This window comes from Paenibacillus sp. GQ49 (assembly GCF_059759055.1).
This window is the reverse complement of sequence record NZ_JCAXEL010000019.1, coordinates 121,900-139,612: the sequence shown is the minus strand read 5'-3', so window position 1 is coordinate 139,612 and position 17,713 is coordinate 121,900. Positions and strand designations below refer to the sequence as shown.

Genomic DNA, 17,713 nt, shown 5'->3' with positions numbered 1-17,713 from the left:
AAATACAAAAAAGATCAGGCAGCCAAAGCAATAACTGTCCAACCTGATCCGAAACTTTCATTTTATAGCCCTGCATTATGGGACTACGTTCTATTAAAATTGGCCTTGTTGCTTACGCAGGTGGTAATGGTTATACTTTTCATTTTCGATCACAATCGAACTGCCCCGTTCAAAATTACATTTCTGTATCACCTTATTGGATGCTTGATTGGTAGTCAAAGCGATGGCATTTAACACTTCTACGTTTGTATGTTCAAACAAATACTCCGTCATTCCTTTGAGTGCCTGCGTTGTATAACCACGGTTTCTGAAGTGTTTCGAAATACCATACATAATCTCCCGATTGGGTGCTGGCAGTTCGTCCTTAATTCCTGAGCAACACCATCCGATAAACTCGTCATCTTCTTTAAGTACGATAGCCATACGTAAATATAACTCTCCAATATTCCCTCCCGCCATCACAGCTTGTTTAAAACGCTGATTCTCAGGGATTTCATATTCGGTGAGCCACAGGCTCCTGTCTTCAATCGTAGCATTCCATCCCGGTAGGAATTCATACACCTCAGGTTGCCACGTAATTTCTTGCAGTTTCTCTAAATCTTCAATTCGATACTCACGCAAATAAATATCCTTGCAGTCGATGATTAATTCATCAGTTTGTATGGGTTGGTTCATAAGGTTGCCTCCACATATTAATTTACATTACATCATTATAGAGCCGTGTACCATTGCCTTAAAGGCAATGCCTTGATATGTATAGCGTCAGGGTCTTGGGTTTTTTCAAGTTGGGGAAAACACTCTGGATATTGAGCCAAATATTCGCTAACACACCATCGAACCGACCAGTTAATATCTGTTGACCATTTTATCCAATTATGTATTTCCTCCTTTGGAGCATTTTGCAATAATCCATGCATATACCATCCACGCACTCCTCCTTCTGATTCATGCATTATGTACACCCAATACAACTTTCGCTCTTGTTCGGTAATCGGTACGCCGAGGGTCGATACTGCAATTTTACGAACGATAGCGGATGAATCCTTCGTGAAACTCCATAACTCTTCACGTGATAATTCGTCCCTCTCAACTAAAACTGTTAAAGAGAGCGCTCTTTCTATATCATCCATTGAATGAATTGCGCTATAGAGATTTTGATTTTTTATACTTATCATGGGTAAAATTTTTGTTATGTACATTGGCTTATCTGCCCTGTTCATATAACGAATTGTATTCTCAACATTAATTCGAGGAGCCAGGTTATCATCACCCTCAAGTAGTTCTCCATGCTCGACTAATAAGTTTCTCAGCATCTCGGAACTTAAACTCGGAAATTGGGAGAACAAATGGGCCGCAACACCAGCCACAAGCGCAGCTGCTCCAGAGGTCCCCCCATAAAAAGATACGCGCTGACCAGAATCTTCAGTTTCATAAGAGGGGATTGTAATGTGTAGTCTGGGCGCTAATATATCTGGCCTAAAGTGACCATCTCCATTTCTGCCATAAGGTTCATCAGGGAAAGGAACGTGAAATGAACGATCAGCCTTTCCACGATCAACATAGCCTCCTACTGCTAGATATTGGATTGGAGGCATGATGTTATTTAAACGTGTATTTCCATTCGAACAAATAACCAAAATGCCCTGTTGCACAGCTGTTGCCAATGCTTTAACCGTTGAGTTTTCACTCGTATTTTTAAGATGAACTTCATTATCTAATGCCTGCCAACCAGTGCTTAAAATAATTTTTATATTCCATTCGACCCCATGTTCAAGAATCCATTCCATTCCTTTTTTCAGACGTTCTCCTTCTCCAATTGTAAATGCGCCATGATCTAAAACGATAAATGTTGCTGCTGGTGCAATCCCGACGTGAATTTGTTCCTCTAACAGAATAGGTTCATGGGCTAAAGCCAGTACACTCATAAGGCCATGTTCACCTTTCCGTTTATCCTCCTCCCTGTTCATAGATGTAATGTCTCGCACAGTGACAGTCATATTTTCATGTACGGCAACACATTTGATTCGTGTATTTAAGTGATTTACGAGATGATGTGGTTTAATTGAATCGATAATTACAATCCCCACACCCAGACCAGAAGTATGAAAATCAGGTTGTTCAGCAAAACCTAACCTTTTCCATGTCGGATCGGGTATTGCTCTATCCACACGATCACCTCAGATTTTGATATCATTAGAATACTATCGCCTTCCGCTTAATGTACATTATCATTTATCAAATAAAATTGGCAGATTTCGAGCACCCTGGCGATCTTATTTATGCTGGACTCAAACAAGGCCCTCTTTTTCCATAAACTCGTCTTTGGTTAATCCAAAGAGGATCAGATCCTGGTATTTTCCATCCGTATAGATCACTTGGCGACGCACACCTTCCTGAACACATCCAAGTTTTCTCATCATTGCTGCGGAAGGTTCATTTCCCTCGAGTACATAATCATTAAATTTATTGAGCCTGCGCTCGAAGAAGGCATAGTTCAGCAAGATTCGAACGGCTCTGGTTCCGTATCCTTTTCCTCGATGATTCCTGTCAATTTGAATGCCAATGCTAAAGGTACCGTTTCTCTCATCAATGCTGTTCAGATTCACACCTCCGACATTTTCACCATCCATGTTTACAATTGTAAACATGATCCGTCCTTTGCCTAAAGAAAAATCAGAGAAGTTTTCCGTGAAATTCTTAGCCTCAACATGAGTTGGCGGCAACTCTACTGCACACTCCAATAACCGACGGGCAGGTGTATCAAAGCGGTTATAATAATGATCTTCCCAATCTTCCTCACGCAAAGCACGCAATCTGATCTTATCATCCTGCCAGAAATATTGACTATAATCGATCTCTCTCATTCCAAGTCCCCCCGCATATACCACCAAATTTTTACTTCGAGCTACAAATATGATAACCCATAATGTGGAATTGGAGGAGATTTGTTTTCATTAAACACAACGAAAATAACCCCCGAACAGGATAAAACCTGTTGGAGGCTACGCTCTACTTCATATCAAAATCTAACTACGATTCTTCCGTATATTGAGGCTTGGACACGTTATCCGGAATCGTTTCGTCAAAAACATCCTGACCCGGATAATCCCGTACTTCTCCCTCGTGAAGCTCATGATTTTCATAATCAAAACGATGTGCAGACCTCTGATCCACCCGCCACGGAGAACTTTTCCCGAGAGACTCCGATATTAAAGATGAACCGTAAGGACCCTCCGGGAATTCCTCGAGTGTGATATCGTTTCGCTGCGACTCCACCGTAGACACATCGGTATATTCTTGCCGTTCTTCACGCAAAAACTTATCTTTCATCGTTTATCCCTCCTGATCCACTTCATATGATCAACGTCCACTTATTGTGAGCGAGGACAAACGCATTTATGCATGATCTTTGGAAAACACTGCGTTTATGGTTCTAATCCATCGTCTTATTCATCACCGGATTAATCGCTTTAATCATCGCCATCACAATTAGCGAATCCATATTAAAAGTACAAAAACAATGAGGCCAGCCATGCTAATCCAGGTATCACGTTTGGACCATACCAATAATGATGAACGTCCTCCGAGCGTAGAGTGCTCTCTAACTTTACGCATTTCCATCGCAATGGTCATATCCTCTGCACGTTGGAACAGTGCCATTAACAAGGGAATCACCATCGGACCCAGGTCACGAATTCGAACGGTATTGGGTCTCAAAGCTGCCTTTCCACGTGCCCGTACGATCAGTGAGAATCGCTGCCACTCACTCCAGATCATCGGGATAAACCGAAAGATTAACGATACAGCAAGAGCAAACGAAGCTACGGGCAACCTGATCTTTTTACCGATACCGAGTACCCAATTAAGCCCCTCTACCATTCGCCCATAAGGTGTCGTCAACGAAAACCAAAGGCTTGCCAATGTGACGATAAACAAACGATACACATTCAGCAAAGTGCCCTCCGCCTGTATCAGGGAAAAACCAAAGTGCAGACCTCCTCCCTCTGTTGCAAGGGTTGTTCCAGATAACGCCGTTGAGATGATGAAAAAGAATAATAATGGCTTCATTAACTTCATACATCCAGCCAAAGTCTGACGCGGGAGCACGGCAAGTGCTGCTACTACCGGCACCAGTGTTAATGTCAATCCCAGCCATCGCTGTTGAAGCATAGCTGCGGTGACCAGCAAAATATACAAAATCCATTTCAGACGCGGGTCCATAACGCCATATAATCCGCCTGAATGAGTCAAGGTCTTCGGAAGAAGCTTTGGATCATCTTCCGTTTTAATGGACGACGCTATCTGTGCTTCTTTTTCATACTTCATTGCATCACTCTTGACTTCCATCGTTACCGTCCCTAATGCTTCTTTCGATCCGTTCTGTATCTGTATTTCAACTAACGTAGACTGAACAATGCATTCAGCCATCTCCTCTGGCGTCATCGCGGTCAAAGGCAGCTCAAGACCCGCTGCTCTGAATTGCTGTGCCAGTCTCATCGATGGTGGCAATCCAATCCCAGTCTGCTCCAGCAGTTCAGGCCTTTTGTGAAGTTCTCTCGGCGTAAGATCGGCGATTAGACGGCCTTCCTGCAACAACAATACTCGATCCGCACAAGGTAAAAATGTATCCAGATCATGGGTTGCCACCACACCCCCACCACCTGCCAGACGATGTTGCTCCAGTACATCCAGCAAAAGCCCGACACTTTGCGCTTCCAACCCGGCGCTTGGCTCATCCAGCAGAAGCCAGTGTGGGTTGGTCACACTTCCGAGAGCAAGACCTAACCTGCGCTTCTCTCCCCCACTTAGAGCAAATGGCGACCTGTCCAGATGAAAACGTCGGTCCAACTCCGAGGATACTGGCGGGTCCCATTGGTTCAGTGCTTTTGTGATCTGCTCTTGTTGCTGTTTCTCTGAAAGTCGATAGGGACGCAGAGAATATGTGAATTCACGCTGAATACTTCGGGCAAACAGTTGTTGTTCCGGAAATTGAAACAATAGCCCCATTTGCAATAAAATCGACTGCGGCACTTTTCCTTCTTTCCAGAAAGGTGTGCCATCCAATGTGATACTTCCTGCATCGGGAGGTCTCAGACCAGCCAACGTCTGTAGTAAAGTCGTTTTTCCTGAACCCGTACAGCCCAGCAGCAAGGTGATTTCCCCACTATGCAACTGAATATTAATATCTTCAAGCAGTGCACGTTTGCTCGATTCCGATGCTTCTATACGTATATTGGTTAGCTCAATCTCCAACGTGCGACCTCCTTAGCCAGTTGCTCAGGTCGCAGTGGCATGGCTTCTGGCATCATACCTTTTTGCTTGAGCAATAACGCAGTTTTTACAGTGAAAGGAGGGTCCAATCCTAACCGTTCACATGGGGATAGCTGCTCATTTTCCCGATTAACCTTCTCATTCAACTCTGTTTCATAGAAAAAGGACTCCGGCTCCCCGTCGTACACACAATGTCCCCTCTCCATAGCAATGATTCGATCACACAGGGTTGCTTCCTCCAGATGGTGCGTAATCCAGATCACCGTTGTCCCCCGTTGGGTGATCTTCTGAACGATGGCCTCGATACGGTCTCTTGCTCCTGGATCAAGCATGGCTGTTGGCTCATCCAGAATCAATATATCCGGTTTGGCCGCGAGCGCTACAGCAATATTAAGCAGTTGTTTCTGTCCACCGGATAATTGTGAGACCGCCTTCTCCAGGGGATATTGAAGTCCTACGGTATGTAATGCATCCTGCCTGTGCTCCAACTGCTCTTCTACAGAATCCATTAATGGTGACAGCGCAAAATGAAACTCCTCTTCAATCGTATCGCCTAGTACCTGTGCATCCGGTTGCTGCAATACACCCCGAACGGTAAGTTCATCCGAGATATCCCGTACCCCTCCAGATAGTGGAATGAATCCAATCAGTAGTCCAGCAAGTGTGCTTTTTCCACTGCCATTCGCCCCTACAATACTAATCCATTCTCCTTGGTGCAGCGTAAGCGAAACCCCATCCAGTGCTTTTCTCACCTGACCACCTTCGGTAGCATAATGCACCCGGACATCTTCTAATATAATCATAGGCTGGTTGCCTTGCATCGTAAATTAGTCCTTTCCCTTTCTATTATTCTGTGGTACGATCCTAATCGTTAACCACATTTATTTAATTGGTTAACAATTATATTACCAAAATGGAGAGGATTGTTCAAACATGAAATTATCTTTGCGAGGCATTGTATTCAGCGCACTTATGGCCGCAATATTAGTACTTTTTGGTTACATAAGCATTCCCATTGGCTTCTCCCCTGTACCGATAACATTGCAGACCTTGGCTGTCATGCTGGCCGGAGGATTACTTGGTCCACTCTATGGTTTTCTAAGTGTCACGATGGTTGTTCTGCTCACCGCTCTAGGATTCCCCTTGCTACACGGGACCGGAGGACTTGCAGTACTTCTTGGACCTACCGGAGGATATGTGATGATGTGGCCAATCTCCGCATTATTAATTGGACTGTTGCTTGCACGAATCAACATCAAAGGTGTAACAGGATTCATGCTCGCTTTTGTTGTATTTGAACTATTTGGCTCACTGCTCGTGTATGTCTCGGGTGTCCCTTGGCTTGCCTATGCATACAAAATGGACTTACCTGAGGCCATGATTCAAGGGTTCTATCCTTACATTATTGGTGATCTGATCAAAGCTGTATTTGCTGCCATCATCATTGCGCCCGTGCGCATGGTATTCCCACCTCAACGTCTCACAGGTAACATGCATTCAACGGTTATAAAGGCAGAATCTTAATAGAAGCTACATAAGGTAACTGACTTGCCTATCTTTGAAAACGACGAAACCGCCAAAATCACTTTGGCGGTTTTCGTTACTTCTTTTCCTCTAAAATTGTTCTGTCATCGGAGTGATCCGTGTAAATGTTCTTTAGTTCAATTTATATATTCACCTGAATTAATTGACGCTCCGTAATCTGAAATTGTTGATCCGCTGTATTTTCAATAAACCTCTGATCATGAGATACATACAGAATCGTTCCTTCATAGGCCTTGATAAAACGCTCCAACGCTTCCAATGCATGCATATCAAGAAAATTCGTCGGCTCATCCAACAATAGAATGTTATATTGTCCAAGAAACAAGTGACATAATTGAAGACGAATCGCTTCTCCTCCGCTTAATGTCCCAACATTCTTCAGCAAGTCATTACCTATAAACTGCATCGCATGCAACGCACTTCTGAGCTCTGATTCCTCATATTCCGAACGATTTTTCAGGAATTGTAATACGGTCTCTTTTGTCGTGAAACGATAGCTCATTTGCTGAAAATAACCGAGCTTTGCTTTTGGAGACATTGTGATCTGATCTCCCACATGGAAAACATGGTTAAGCAATGTGCTTTTCCCGCTGCCATTGGCTCCGGTTATCGCTATTTTTTGTTTTAATGGAACCTGAAAACTTACATCCTCCAACAATATGTGGCCTTCTACCTCAAGCGTAAGGCGATCTGCCATAATCGGAAATCGATTGTGCAGCTCCAGTGTCTTTGGCTGACGGAAGATCATAGGCCGATCCTCTTGCACCGCTTTTACCTCATGAAGTTGTTGCACACGCTGTTCAATCGCTTTGGCTGCGCGGTGCACCGCTTTTTGACTGGTGCCTTTGGATTTTGTTTCAACCATACGGTTTGTTTTTGCCTTGGATTCTTTTTTGGACATGCTTCCGGCCTGCGTTATTTTCTCGGCTTTCTTCATCTTTTCCCGAGCGGCCAGCTCCAATCGTCTTTTCTCCTTGGAAAACTGCTCATGGGCCTGGTTTTGTTGTTCACGCTCCAGCCTCTTCTGTGCCTGATAATCACTATAGTTGCCGGAATATACGCGAACCTCACCTTGATGGATTTCCCAGATCGTCGTCACCAGTTCATCCAGAACTGCACGATCATGACTGATCAGTACAAGCGCCCCATAGTAATAACGCAATTCATCCAGCAAAAATGTAATGCCCTCTTGATCCAGGTGTGTTGTTGGTTCATCAAGTAACAGTACTTCATGATAATGAGTGAACATTTGAGCCAGTTTCAAACGGGTTTGTTCTCCGCCACTCCATGCTTGGTCGTGTTGAGGTATGGCTAATTTACTGAGTAAAGCCCCGTCAACTTCAATACTTTCGTTAGACTGGGGTGGTTCCACTTGTTCCATATAACCAAACTCTGCAAAACGTTTTACCTTTCCGGCTGTTGGCTGGATCTGCCCCGCAATGAGTTTCAACAGTGTACTTTTACCCTGACCATTACCACCTACTACACCAATGCGATCCAGTTGATGCACAGCCAGTCGCTCAATGTTCAGTATTACTTTATCCATATAGGTCATCTCAACCTGTTCTAATTCAAAACATATCTTTTCCATATTCGCTACCTCCGAAATAAGATTTATTTCGTATCGATAGCGAAGCACGCTTCTATCGATACGAGCTTATCGTGCCAGCTCGTATCAATAGAACAGTAACGTCATCATAGCGGTTACCTCCAGTAGTCTGTATTGAGCGCCTTTACCTAATTATTTAACTGATATAGATAATCAGAAGAAAAACAAAGAATCACAGGCCACGGCCTGTGATTCAACGTAAACGGGAAAGCGAGTATAACACTTATTTTAAGGTCAGGATGATTGAAAATGACAGACTGATCCCGTTTACTCTGAACCAATGGTCAGAGCCTTTGAACGTATTCAATTACCGATTCAAAGGAAGGAAGCGCAGTCTCATTGCATGTGTCATATTCAATAATCCACCTTTCATTATCATGTATAGATGTACAATTCTAATTATAATTTTCCAATTCCACCATGTCAACGGAACGATGAAAACACTACACCATCAGATTAGTACATCAAACTACTTTTGTTCCTGGTCATTACCGCTACTTAATTTCAATAGAAGTTCCTGGCTATGAACCTGACCTGTAGCCTGTGGAATTACTTCCTCGTAGTTGGCGGAATTCGTTACGATAATCGGCGTTACCGTGTGATAACCAGCAGCCTTAATCTGTGCAATATCGAACTCAAGTAACAGATCTCCCGCTTGAACCCTGTCCCCTTCCTTGATATGGGACACAAAATGCTGTCCGTCCAATTTAACGGTATCAACTCCCACGTGAACCAATATCTCAGCACCGGTGTCTGATACTACAGCCAAGGCATGTTTTTTCTTGAATGCAACGGTAACTGTGCCATCAAAAGGCGCTACGACTCTGCCCACAGTTGGCTCAATCGCAATCCCTTTACCCATCGCTCCCGATGCAAAGGCAGGATCTGGAACTTCTGACAACTCAACAATCGTTCCTTCGATTGGGCTAAATACAATTTCGTCCGAAGCATTCGTTGCACGAACAGATTGCTGATCGGATGTCGTAGATTCGGATTTTATTTCTTCTTCAACCGGATCTTTGAAGCCCATGATGTACGTCAGTACAGCCGAAACAACAAAGGATACTACGATACCCAGAATCAATCCTGGGAAACCTTGTCCGCCTGGTCCGTAGAAGATTGGCAAGGTCAGCAACCCTGGTGCGCCGGATGCAAATGCCAATGTGCCCGCTTGACCAATGATAGCTCCACCAACTGCACCACCGATTACGCCTGCAATGAATGGACGTTTCAGTGGTAATGTTACCCCATAGATGGCCGGTTCAGTAATACCGAATAATGCGGTCAACGTTGATGATCCAGCCAGCGTTTTCAGTTTTTTGTTCTTGGTTTTCAGCATAACCCCAAAAGCAGCACCCGTTTGAGCAAAGATCGAAGCTGTCGCAGCGGGTTTAACACCATCCTGTCCATACACTGCAACGTTGTTGATAAATACCGGAATAAGACCCCAGTGTATTCCGAAGATAACGAGCAACTGCCAGCTTGCACCCATAACGGCTCCTGCGAGCAATGGACTGAATCCAAATGCGGCAACCAGTCCAGCTGCAATTCCATTACCAACGTATACGCCAAACGGTCCAAATACAAGCAATGTCAGAGGTACCATAATCACTAGCAAAAACAATGGCGTAACAAAGTTTTTCACACTATCGTGAAGTGTTTTATTAAAGAACTTTTCCAACTTGCTCATGACAATGACAGCTAAAATGATAGGAATAACTGTAGATGAATAGTTCATCAAGATGACAGGGATACCGAAGAAATCCGTTGGTGTTCCCTCTGATTTCAACGTGACGATGGACGGATAGATGAGTGCTCCTGCAATCGTCATCGCGACAAACATATTTCCCTGGAATTTACGTGCTGTTGTAACCGCTAACAACAGAGGCAGGAAATAGAAGAGACTATCTGCTGCTGCATACAGGATTGTATATGTTGTTTCTGTCGTTTCCAGCCATCCGATATTGCTTGCAATCAACAATAACCCTTTTAGAATACCGGCTCCCGCCATAACACCCAGAAGTGGGGCAAAGATGCTGGATATGATATCGATAATACCCCCGAGCCCTTTGGCTGCTTTGCGAGGTTTTTCTTTATCTGACGAATCGTCCAGAATGTTACTGATCTGTCCAATGGCACTATAGACTTCAGGCACCTTGTTACCAACAACCACCTGGAACTGTCCTCCATTTTCTTTGACTGCGATGATGCCTTCTGTTTTCTCCAGTTTGGCTTTGTCTGCCTTGGCATCGTCCTTCAATACAAACCGTAATCGTGTTGCACAATGAACCAGCGATTCCACATTTTTCTCACCGCCAACCAGTTCTACAATCTCTTTGGCCAGTTTCTCTTGACTCATACTCTGCACCCCCACTTTTTCTCAAACAGGCCTCTTACCGATTTTTTTGCACGCAAAAAACCTAAGCCTTGAGCAAGGGGACACAATGGTCCTGTCCTTCTCATGACTTAGGTTTTGCCTGCATAACCAGTAACAATCCCAGTTAAATCGTATTCAATTCCTGTTAAACACATATTATTATAATAAAACCATTTTTGTCAACATTTAAATATTATCGATTAACCACTCGTTCGATATGAACCGTCAGATACAATTTTTCTTCATTGGTCAACTCATGGTTGTATTCCTTTTTGACAAACAACTCAATTTTCTCCGTACACGCTGCTGCATCCGGATGTTTCTCCTTAATCATGTCATAGAAATGATCATAGTTGTTGTCGTAATGCGTACCACTGAGCACACGCTGGGAGAAGAACTTCAGATGTGTAATAAAGCGAAAATAACTGAGAGAGTCCTCATCAAACTCCATTTTGAAATGATATTTCGCTATATTAATAATCTGCTGGATAAACTTCGTAATGTTCATCGTTGTAATAACTTCTTCGTTCATCTCTGCGTTAACAATATGCAGGGCAATAAAAGCGGCTTCATCGGGTGGAAGCTCAATATTCATACGAGTGTTGATCTGTTCCAGCGTCCTCAATCCCAGTTCGAATTCGGACTTGTACAACTGTTTGATCTCCCACATTAATGCGTTCTTGATCTCCACGCCTTCCCGATAACGTTCGATGGCGAAGTTAATATGATCCGTAAGAGATACATAGATGTTCTCATTCAACTTTCGGCCCAGATTCTCACGCGCATACGTGATGATCTCTTCCACAATTTCAATCAGTTCCATCGGAACTTCGCGCAGCAGCATTTTGAAATTATCGGAAGTTTGTTTGTTTTTCAATGCAAATACTTTCTGAATGCGGGTCTCGTCTACTTTATCCCCCGGCTTTTTCTTAAAGGCAATCCCACGTCCCATCACCACAAGCTCTGCTCCATCCGCCTGATAGATGCTAATGACGTTATTGTTGATAACCTTTGCTATTTTCACTTCAATCCCCCCGTCACGTTCCACTCTCTTGGCAGTTATACATCGTCTTTTGGGCATACAAAAAAAACCTGAAGCATCACAAAATAAACAAGACATGGTGGTCTGCTTTTTTTGGTGCTTAGGTTTTGCCTACTTCGAGTAGTAACAATCCCAGAAACGATATAATTGCGTCAAGTATAGCGCGAACCCGACTATATGTCAACGCTTTCAATGTGAGGACAATCGGAAGTTCCGTGAATTTATGGTCCTTCCGATTGCTTATAATTAGAACTAATCCGATTTACCTTTATGACTAAGCGTCACCCAAGTTTGTTCCGTTGGATTCGATCACATTTTTGTACCACTCAAAACTCTTCTTCTTCAGCCGTGTCAGCTCACCTTGACCTTCATTATTACGATCCACGTAAATGTAGCCATAACGTTTTCTCATCTCACCTGAGGATGCACTTACAATATCAATAGGTCCCCAGCTGGTGTAACCAATGATGTTCACCCCATCCTGAATGGCCTCACCCATTTCAGCTACATGTCGTTTCAAGTAGTCAATCCGGTACGCATCATCCACTTCACCTTCCGGTGTAACCACGTCATTGGCACCAAATCCATTCTCAACAACAAACAGCGGCTTCTGATAACGATCATGTAGTTGATTGGCGGTAATACGGAATCCTTTGGGATCAATCGTCCAGCCCCACTCGGACTTCGCCAGATATGGATTGGCTACCGAGCCAAATACATTACCGCTGGTCATATTTTTGATAACTTCCGGATCGGTGCTGGTTGTACGACTTGAATAATAGCTGAACCCGATATAATCTACGGTATGATTCTTCAAGATTTCTGCATCACCCGGCTGCATAACAATGTTCAATTCGTGGTCCTTGAAGAAACGTTTGGCGTAACCCGGATATTCCCCACGTGACTGCACATCGATGAAGAAATAGGACTCTCTATCTTTTTCCATGCCTTGGAACACATCTTCCGGATTACAGGTATACGGATAGAAGCTTCCTGCGGCGAGCATGCACCCAATCATGGCACCTGGGATAATCTCATGACATGCCTTGACTGCCAGTGCACTTGCAACCAGTTGGTGGTGAGCAGCCTGATATTGGATCTCCTTGATATTATCCCCTTCATTGAACGCCAGCCCCGCCCCAAGGAACGGAAGATGAAGCAGCATGTTAATTTCATTGAACGTCATCCAGTATTTCACCTTGTCTTTGTACCGAGTGAATACCGTTGTAGCGTACGTCTCGAATAGCGTTACCAGTTCACGACTTCTCCAGCTGCCATACTTCTGGATCAGATGCACAGGCACATCGAAGTGAGCCAAAGTAACCACAGGTTCAATGCCGTTTTTCAACAATTCATCAAACAGGTTATCGTAAAATTGTAATCCCGCTTCATTTGGCTGTGCATCTTCTCCTGTCGGGAAAATCCGTGCCCAAGCAATCGAGACACGCAGTGCTTTGAATCCCATTTCGGCAAATAAAGCAATGTCTTCAGGGTAACGGTGATAAAAATCGATCGCTTCATGTGAAGGATAGAACTCGGTAGCAAGCGGCGTAAAAGCTGGAACATGACCTTTCATAATGTTTCTGCGGTTCTCTCCTGTTGGCAGCAAGTCAACGATACTCAGCCCTTTACCATCTTCCAGATACGCGCCCTCCGCCTGATTGGCAGCAATGGCTCCACCCCACAGAAAATCTTTAGGAAATTTAAAATTCGTCATCATCATTCTCCTTCCAAATATGTAATTCAGCTACCCGCTCAAATCCTGAAAAATATTAAAAAGACAAAATAGAAAAAACCCGAACCAGCCTGGGTACACGATTACGTGTAAACAAGCCAGCTCAGGTTATGCCCATATCGGTAACATTCCCAGATCATGATTATGCGGATTGGATAAAACTTTAGCAAGAATCAGAACAGTTGTCAACTTCTTGAAACCGGTTTAGATTCGGATTGCCCGCTATGATATTTGATAGAACGCAGCACATGTGCCGCCAAGAATCATCTGTTGATCTAGTATAGGTAAGGCATTAATGTGAGAATTAATAAGACCGTATACTTCAGAATACGTAGCTGAAACGTTGCTCACGGGCCAGTCGGACCCGAACATTAACCTTTGCGCACCAAAGGCTTCTATGGCGATATTCAGATAGGCTGTAAAGTCGCTCGGAGTCCAATTTTCCCAATCTGCTTCCGTCACCATCCCTGAAAGTTTACAGTACGCATTTGGTTGTGCGGCCAATGACTCAAGCGCTTCTTTCCACGGTGAGAGTATACCTGATTTTATGTCGGGTTTGGCTAGATGATCAAGGACAAATCGCTGTTCAGGAAACGCCTTAACCAGTTCAACGGCATAAGGCAGTTGCTCCTTGGATACCAACAGATCATAGGCCAAATCATACTCCTTTAGCAATGAAATTCCGCGCTGAAAGTCTTCTCTCAATACATACTTCAGATCAGGTTCATCCTGTATGACATGTCGTACGCCCTTCAGATACGGATTGGACGCGAACAATTCAAGCTGATTCCGAACTTCATCCGAACAAAGGTCCACCCATCCGACAACACCTTTGATACATTCATGCCGATCTGCCAGCTGCAGAAGCCACTCGGTTTCTATCAGTGTTTGTCTGGCTTGTACCGCAATACATCCCTCCAGTCCTGATCGGACCAATAAAGGTTTAAGATCTTCCGGAAGAAAAGATTGACGAATGGTTTTCATCTCTTCGCCAATCCATCCGTACTCGGCGACATTGTATTCCCAGAAATGTTGATGTGCATCCAGTTTCATATTAGATCCCTCCTAGGGTATTTAAATCTAATTATCTTTCAAAAGCAACCATATGATTTTCATTTCCATTGAAATAAACGCTTACTACACAATTTATTAATATGGCAAAATCACTGATTTTTACATGATTTTTATTCCAATTATGCAGGTATTGTCCAATATTAAATCATGATATAGTAAATTACGAAAACGCTTTCAGTACATAAATCGGTGGTGATTCCAGTATTACACAAGTGAACTTTTGTTTGCGTTGAGCTCTATTTCCACCCCGCTTAACCGCTATTCATGTTCAACCATTCTCTATTCGAAGGAGACTATATTAATGAAAAAAAACCGCAAATCAGTCTTATCTCTTACGCTCGTGACTGCCATGATTCTATCTCTATTCTCCTCTGCTATGGCTTCAGCTGCAACTGACAACAGCGAACAGGCCAATACCTCAGCCGCGCCAAGCAAAATGCAGACCTACGTGAACGCCATGGATCCTGGCTGGAATCTGGGTAACTCTCTTGACGCCGTTGGTGAAGATGAGACAGCCTGGGGCAACCCGCGCATTACAAAGGAACTAATTCAGTCGATCGCTGATGAGGGCTACAACAGTATCCGTATTCCTGTGACCTGGGAAGCCCACATCGGTGACGCACCCAACTACACAATTGATTCCGCTTACATGAATCGGGTTCAAGAAGTAGTAAACTGGGCCCTTGATGCGGATCTCTACGTCATGATTAATCTTCACCATGATTCCTGGCGTTGGATCAGTTACATGGAGAAAGACCATGACAACGTGCTTGCACGTTACAACGCTGCTTGGACTCAGATTGCGGACAAATTCAAAGATGCATCCGATAAACTCATGTTTGAAAGTGTTAACGAACCACGTTTCTCCGAAGGCGGCACAACGGATGCAGCGATTGGATATCGCATGCTGGACGAGTTGAATACTTCTTTTCACAAGATCGTAAGAACTTCGGGTGGAAACAACGAGACACGTCCACTTGTGCTTCCAACGATGCATACCTCTTCCGCTCAACCTGATCTGGATGAACTGAATAAGACCATTCAAAAATTGAATGACACCAATATTATTGCAACCGTTCACTACTACGGGTTCTGGCCATTCAGTGTGAACATCGCAGGTTACACCAAGTATAACGAGGAAGTACAAAAAGACGTTACCGACACATTTGATCGAGTATACAATGCTTTTACAGCGAAAGGCATTCCGGTTATCGTCGGTGAGTATGGCTTGCTTGGTTTTGACCAGCACACAGGTGTCATTGAGCAAGGCGAAAAACTGAAATTCTTCGAATTTGTTGGACAATATCTGCGTCAAAAACAGATGACAACGATGTTGTGGGATAACGGACAACACTTCGGTCGCACAAGTTTTACTTGGTCTGATCAGGAACTTTTCGATACCATGAAAGCCAGCTGGACAGGTCGCTCATCCACAGCCGAAACGGACCTCGTATATCTTAAACAAAATGAAGCCATTCAAGATAAAAAGGTAAAGCTCAATCTGAATGGGAACAAATTCAATTCGTTGAAAAATGGCACTACCCCTCTTGTAAGAGGTAAAGACTATACGATCAAAAAAGATGTACTTACGTTAAAATCCAATCTGTTAACCAAATTGACAGCCTCTGGTGATTTGGGCGTAAATGCCACACTCACGGCTGGATTCAATGAAGGTGCTGACTGGAACTTTAATATCATTAAATATGACACACCTAAGCTGAACGACGCAACTGGTACAACCAGTGCATTTGCCATTCCGACTACGTTTAACGGCAATCAACTGGCCACGATGGAAGCAACATATGCAAACGGAGAGAACGCCGGTCCACAGAACTGGACTTCGTTCAAAGAATTCTCCTACACATTTAGCCCAGATTACGAACGTAATGTGATTGAACTGAAACCTAACTTCTTCAATGAAACCAATGATGGCGAAGTCACGCTTAAGTTCCATTTCTGGAACGGAGATGTGCTGACGTACAAAATCACGAAAAATGGAACAAGCGTTGTTGGCGTAGCTTCCAAATAAGAACTCATCTAACGTTCTGTTCAGAGCTTTAAGCTCTGGCAGAACGCTTTTTTTGTTTCACAATTGATCGAATAACGTACAAGTGCCCCTTCATACCTTTACAGTAACTAGGATTGAGGGGGAAATGTCATGTTTAAGCGTGTAGACCGTCTTGCCATCGAATTACCCATATCCAATAATCCGGATCCTAATGGCGCTAGTGCAGTTCAGGAGTTGTTGGGTGGAAAGTTCGGGGAAATGTCAACATTAAATAACTATATGTTTCAGTCATTCAATTTCAGAGGCAGATCCAAGCTGCGTCCTTTTTATGACATTGTTGCAAGTATTACCGCGGAGGAATTCGGCCATGTCGAACTTGTCGCCAATACGATTAACCTGATGCTTGAAGGTTCCACTTCACCAGGCGCCCCGGACTCTACCCCGCTACGTGTAGGCAAAGACGCACGGATGACTTCACATTTTATCGAATCGGCTCAGACAGCGCTACCGTATGACTCCATGGGAAGACCCTGGAATGGTTCATATGTTGTGAGCAGTGGCAATCTGATCTTCGATCTGCTGCATAATTTCTTTCTTGAGTGCGGAGCCAGGACCCACAAAATGAGAGTCTACGAAATGACCGACAACAAAACAGCCCGAGAAATGACAGGATACTTGCTTGTACGCGGGGGTGTGCACGTTCTTGCGTATGCCAAGGCACTGGAAATTGCAACGGGTGTGGATGTAACGAAGATGTTCCCTATTCCACGACTGGATAACAAAGCTTTTGAAACGACACGTAAGTGGGAAGCGATGGGAGAACATCGCAGGCTGTACACGTTCAGCGACAAGGATTATCAGGGCATTGCACAGATCTGGAAAGGGACGCACCCAACCGATGGCGGTAAACTGGAGGCTTTTGCCGGCTTGCCGGGTTATGGAGGGCCGGTACCTGAACTGCCTGATCTGCCGGAAGAATTTGCGCCAGGGATATCCGCGGAAGATCTAATGCAGATTGCAGAGCGACTGAAACGGCATGCTGGTCTGTAGGC

14 protein-coding genes are annotated in these 17,713 nt (G+C 44.0%); 3 read left to right on the top strand and 11 right to left on the bottom strand.

Features of this window, described 5'->3' with window-relative positions; all coding sequences use genetic code 11:
• Positions 1-93 precede the first annotated feature (93 nt).
• The 6 genes from AC6CIF_RS25480 to AC6CIF_RS25455 form a co-directional block, all read right to left on the bottom strand.
• Entirely contained in the window at positions 94-675 is a 582-nt protein-coding gene (locus tag AC6CIF_RS25480; RefSeq protein ID WP_498202035.1) for a GNAT family N-acetyltransferase, read from the bottom strand.
• 35 nt (positions 676-710) lie between these two features.
• Positions 711-2,168, bottom strand: a complete 1,458-nt coding sequence (locus tag AC6CIF_RS25475; protein ID WP_498202034.1) for a S8 family serine peptidase — start codon at positions 2,166-2,168, stop codon at positions 711-713.
• Between the two features lie 120 nt (positions 2,169-2,288).
• Entirely contained in the window at positions 2,289-2,864 is a 576-nt protein-coding gene (locus tag AC6CIF_RS25470) for a GNAT family N-acetyltransferase (RefSeq protein ID WP_498202033.1), read from the bottom strand.
• Between the two features lie 166 nt (positions 2,865-3,030).
• Positions 3,031-3,330, bottom strand: coding sequence for a hypothetical protein (locus AC6CIF_RS25465; protein ID WP_076214871.1), 300 nt, complete (start codon positions 3,328-3,330; stop codon positions 3,031-3,033).
• 159 nt (positions 3,331-3,489) lie between these two features.
• On the bottom strand, positions 3,490-5,253 hold the full coding sequence (locus AC6CIF_RS25460) for an ATP-binding cassette domain-containing protein (RefSeq protein ID WP_498202032.1): 1,764 nt from the start codon (positions 5,251-5,253) through the stop codon (positions 3,490-3,492).
• Positions 5,238-6,092, bottom strand: coding sequence for an ATP-binding cassette domain-containing protein (locus AC6CIF_RS25455; protein WP_498202031.1), 855 nt, complete (start codon positions 6,090-6,092; stop codon positions 5,238-5,240). The genes AC6CIF_RS25460 and AC6CIF_RS25455 overlap by 16 nt, the downstream gene beginning before the upstream one ends.
• Before the next feature lie 112 nt (positions 6,093-6,204).
• On the opposite strand from AC6CIF_RS25455, the gene AC6CIF_RS25450 reads away from it, so the two are divergent.
• The gene (locus AC6CIF_RS25450) at positions 6,205-6,795 is read left to right on the top strand and encodes a biotin transporter BioY (protein ID WP_498202030.1); all 591 of its coding nucleotides are present in this window, start codon (positions 6,205-6,207) and stop codon (positions 6,793-6,795) included.
• Between the two features lie 142 nt (positions 6,796-6,937).
• Here the strand turns inward: AC6CIF_RS25450 and AC6CIF_RS25445 are convergent, their stop codons facing one another.
• The 5 genes from AC6CIF_RS25445 to AC6CIF_RS25425 all read right to left on the bottom strand — a co-directional run bounded on the left by AC6CIF_RS25445 (position 6,938) and on the right by AC6CIF_RS25425 (position 14,632).
• Positions 6,938-8,407 (bottom strand): Msr family ABC-F type ribosomal protection protein, encoded by a 1,470-nt coding sequence (locus AC6CIF_RS25445; RefSeq protein ID WP_498202029.1) that lies wholly within the window; start codon positions 8,405-8,407, stop codon positions 6,938-6,940.
• A gap of 487 nt (positions 8,408-8,894) precedes the next feature.
• Positions 8,895-10,784: a beta-glucoside-specific PTS transporter subunit IIABC gene (locus AC6CIF_RS25440; protein WP_498202028.1), complete on the bottom strand. Its 1,890-nt coding sequence runs from the start codon at positions 10,782-10,784 to the stop codon at positions 8,895-8,897.
• 211 nt (positions 10,785-10,995) lie between these two features.
• On the bottom strand, positions 10,996-11,826 hold the full coding sequence (gene licT / locus AC6CIF_RS25435) for a BglG family transcription antiterminator LicT (RefSeq protein ID WP_047842771.1): 831 nt from the start codon (positions 11,824-11,826) through the stop codon (positions 10,996-10,998).
• Between the two features lie 292 nt (positions 11,827-12,118).
• Positions 12,119-13,561: a 6-phospho-beta-glucosidase gene (locus AC6CIF_RS25430; protein ID WP_498202027.1), complete on the bottom strand. Its 1,443-nt coding sequence runs from the start codon at positions 13,559-13,561 to the stop codon at positions 12,119-12,121.
• Between the two features lie 240 nt (positions 13,562-13,801).
• The gene (locus AC6CIF_RS25425; protein WP_498202026.1) at positions 13,802-14,632 is read right to left on the bottom strand and encodes an amidohydrolase family protein; all 831 of its coding nucleotides are present in this window, start codon (positions 14,630-14,632) and stop codon (positions 13,802-13,804) included.
• Between the two features lie 322 nt (positions 14,633-14,954).
• Here AC6CIF_RS25425 and AC6CIF_RS25420 point away from each other — a divergent pair, with 322 nt between their 5' ends.
• The gene (locus AC6CIF_RS25420; RefSeq protein ID WP_498202025.1) at positions 14,955-16,682 is read left to right on the top strand and encodes a cellulase family glycosylhydrolase; all 1,728 of its coding nucleotides are present in this window, start codon (positions 14,955-14,957) and stop codon (positions 16,680-16,682) included.
• A 129-nt stretch (positions 16,683-16,811) separates the two neighbouring features.
• Positions 16,812-17,711, top strand: a complete 900-nt coding sequence (locus tag AC6CIF_RS25415; protein ID WP_076214846.1) for a manganese catalase family protein — start codon at positions 16,812-16,814, stop codon at positions 17,709-17,711.
• Positions 17,712-17,713 lie beyond the last annotated feature (2 nt).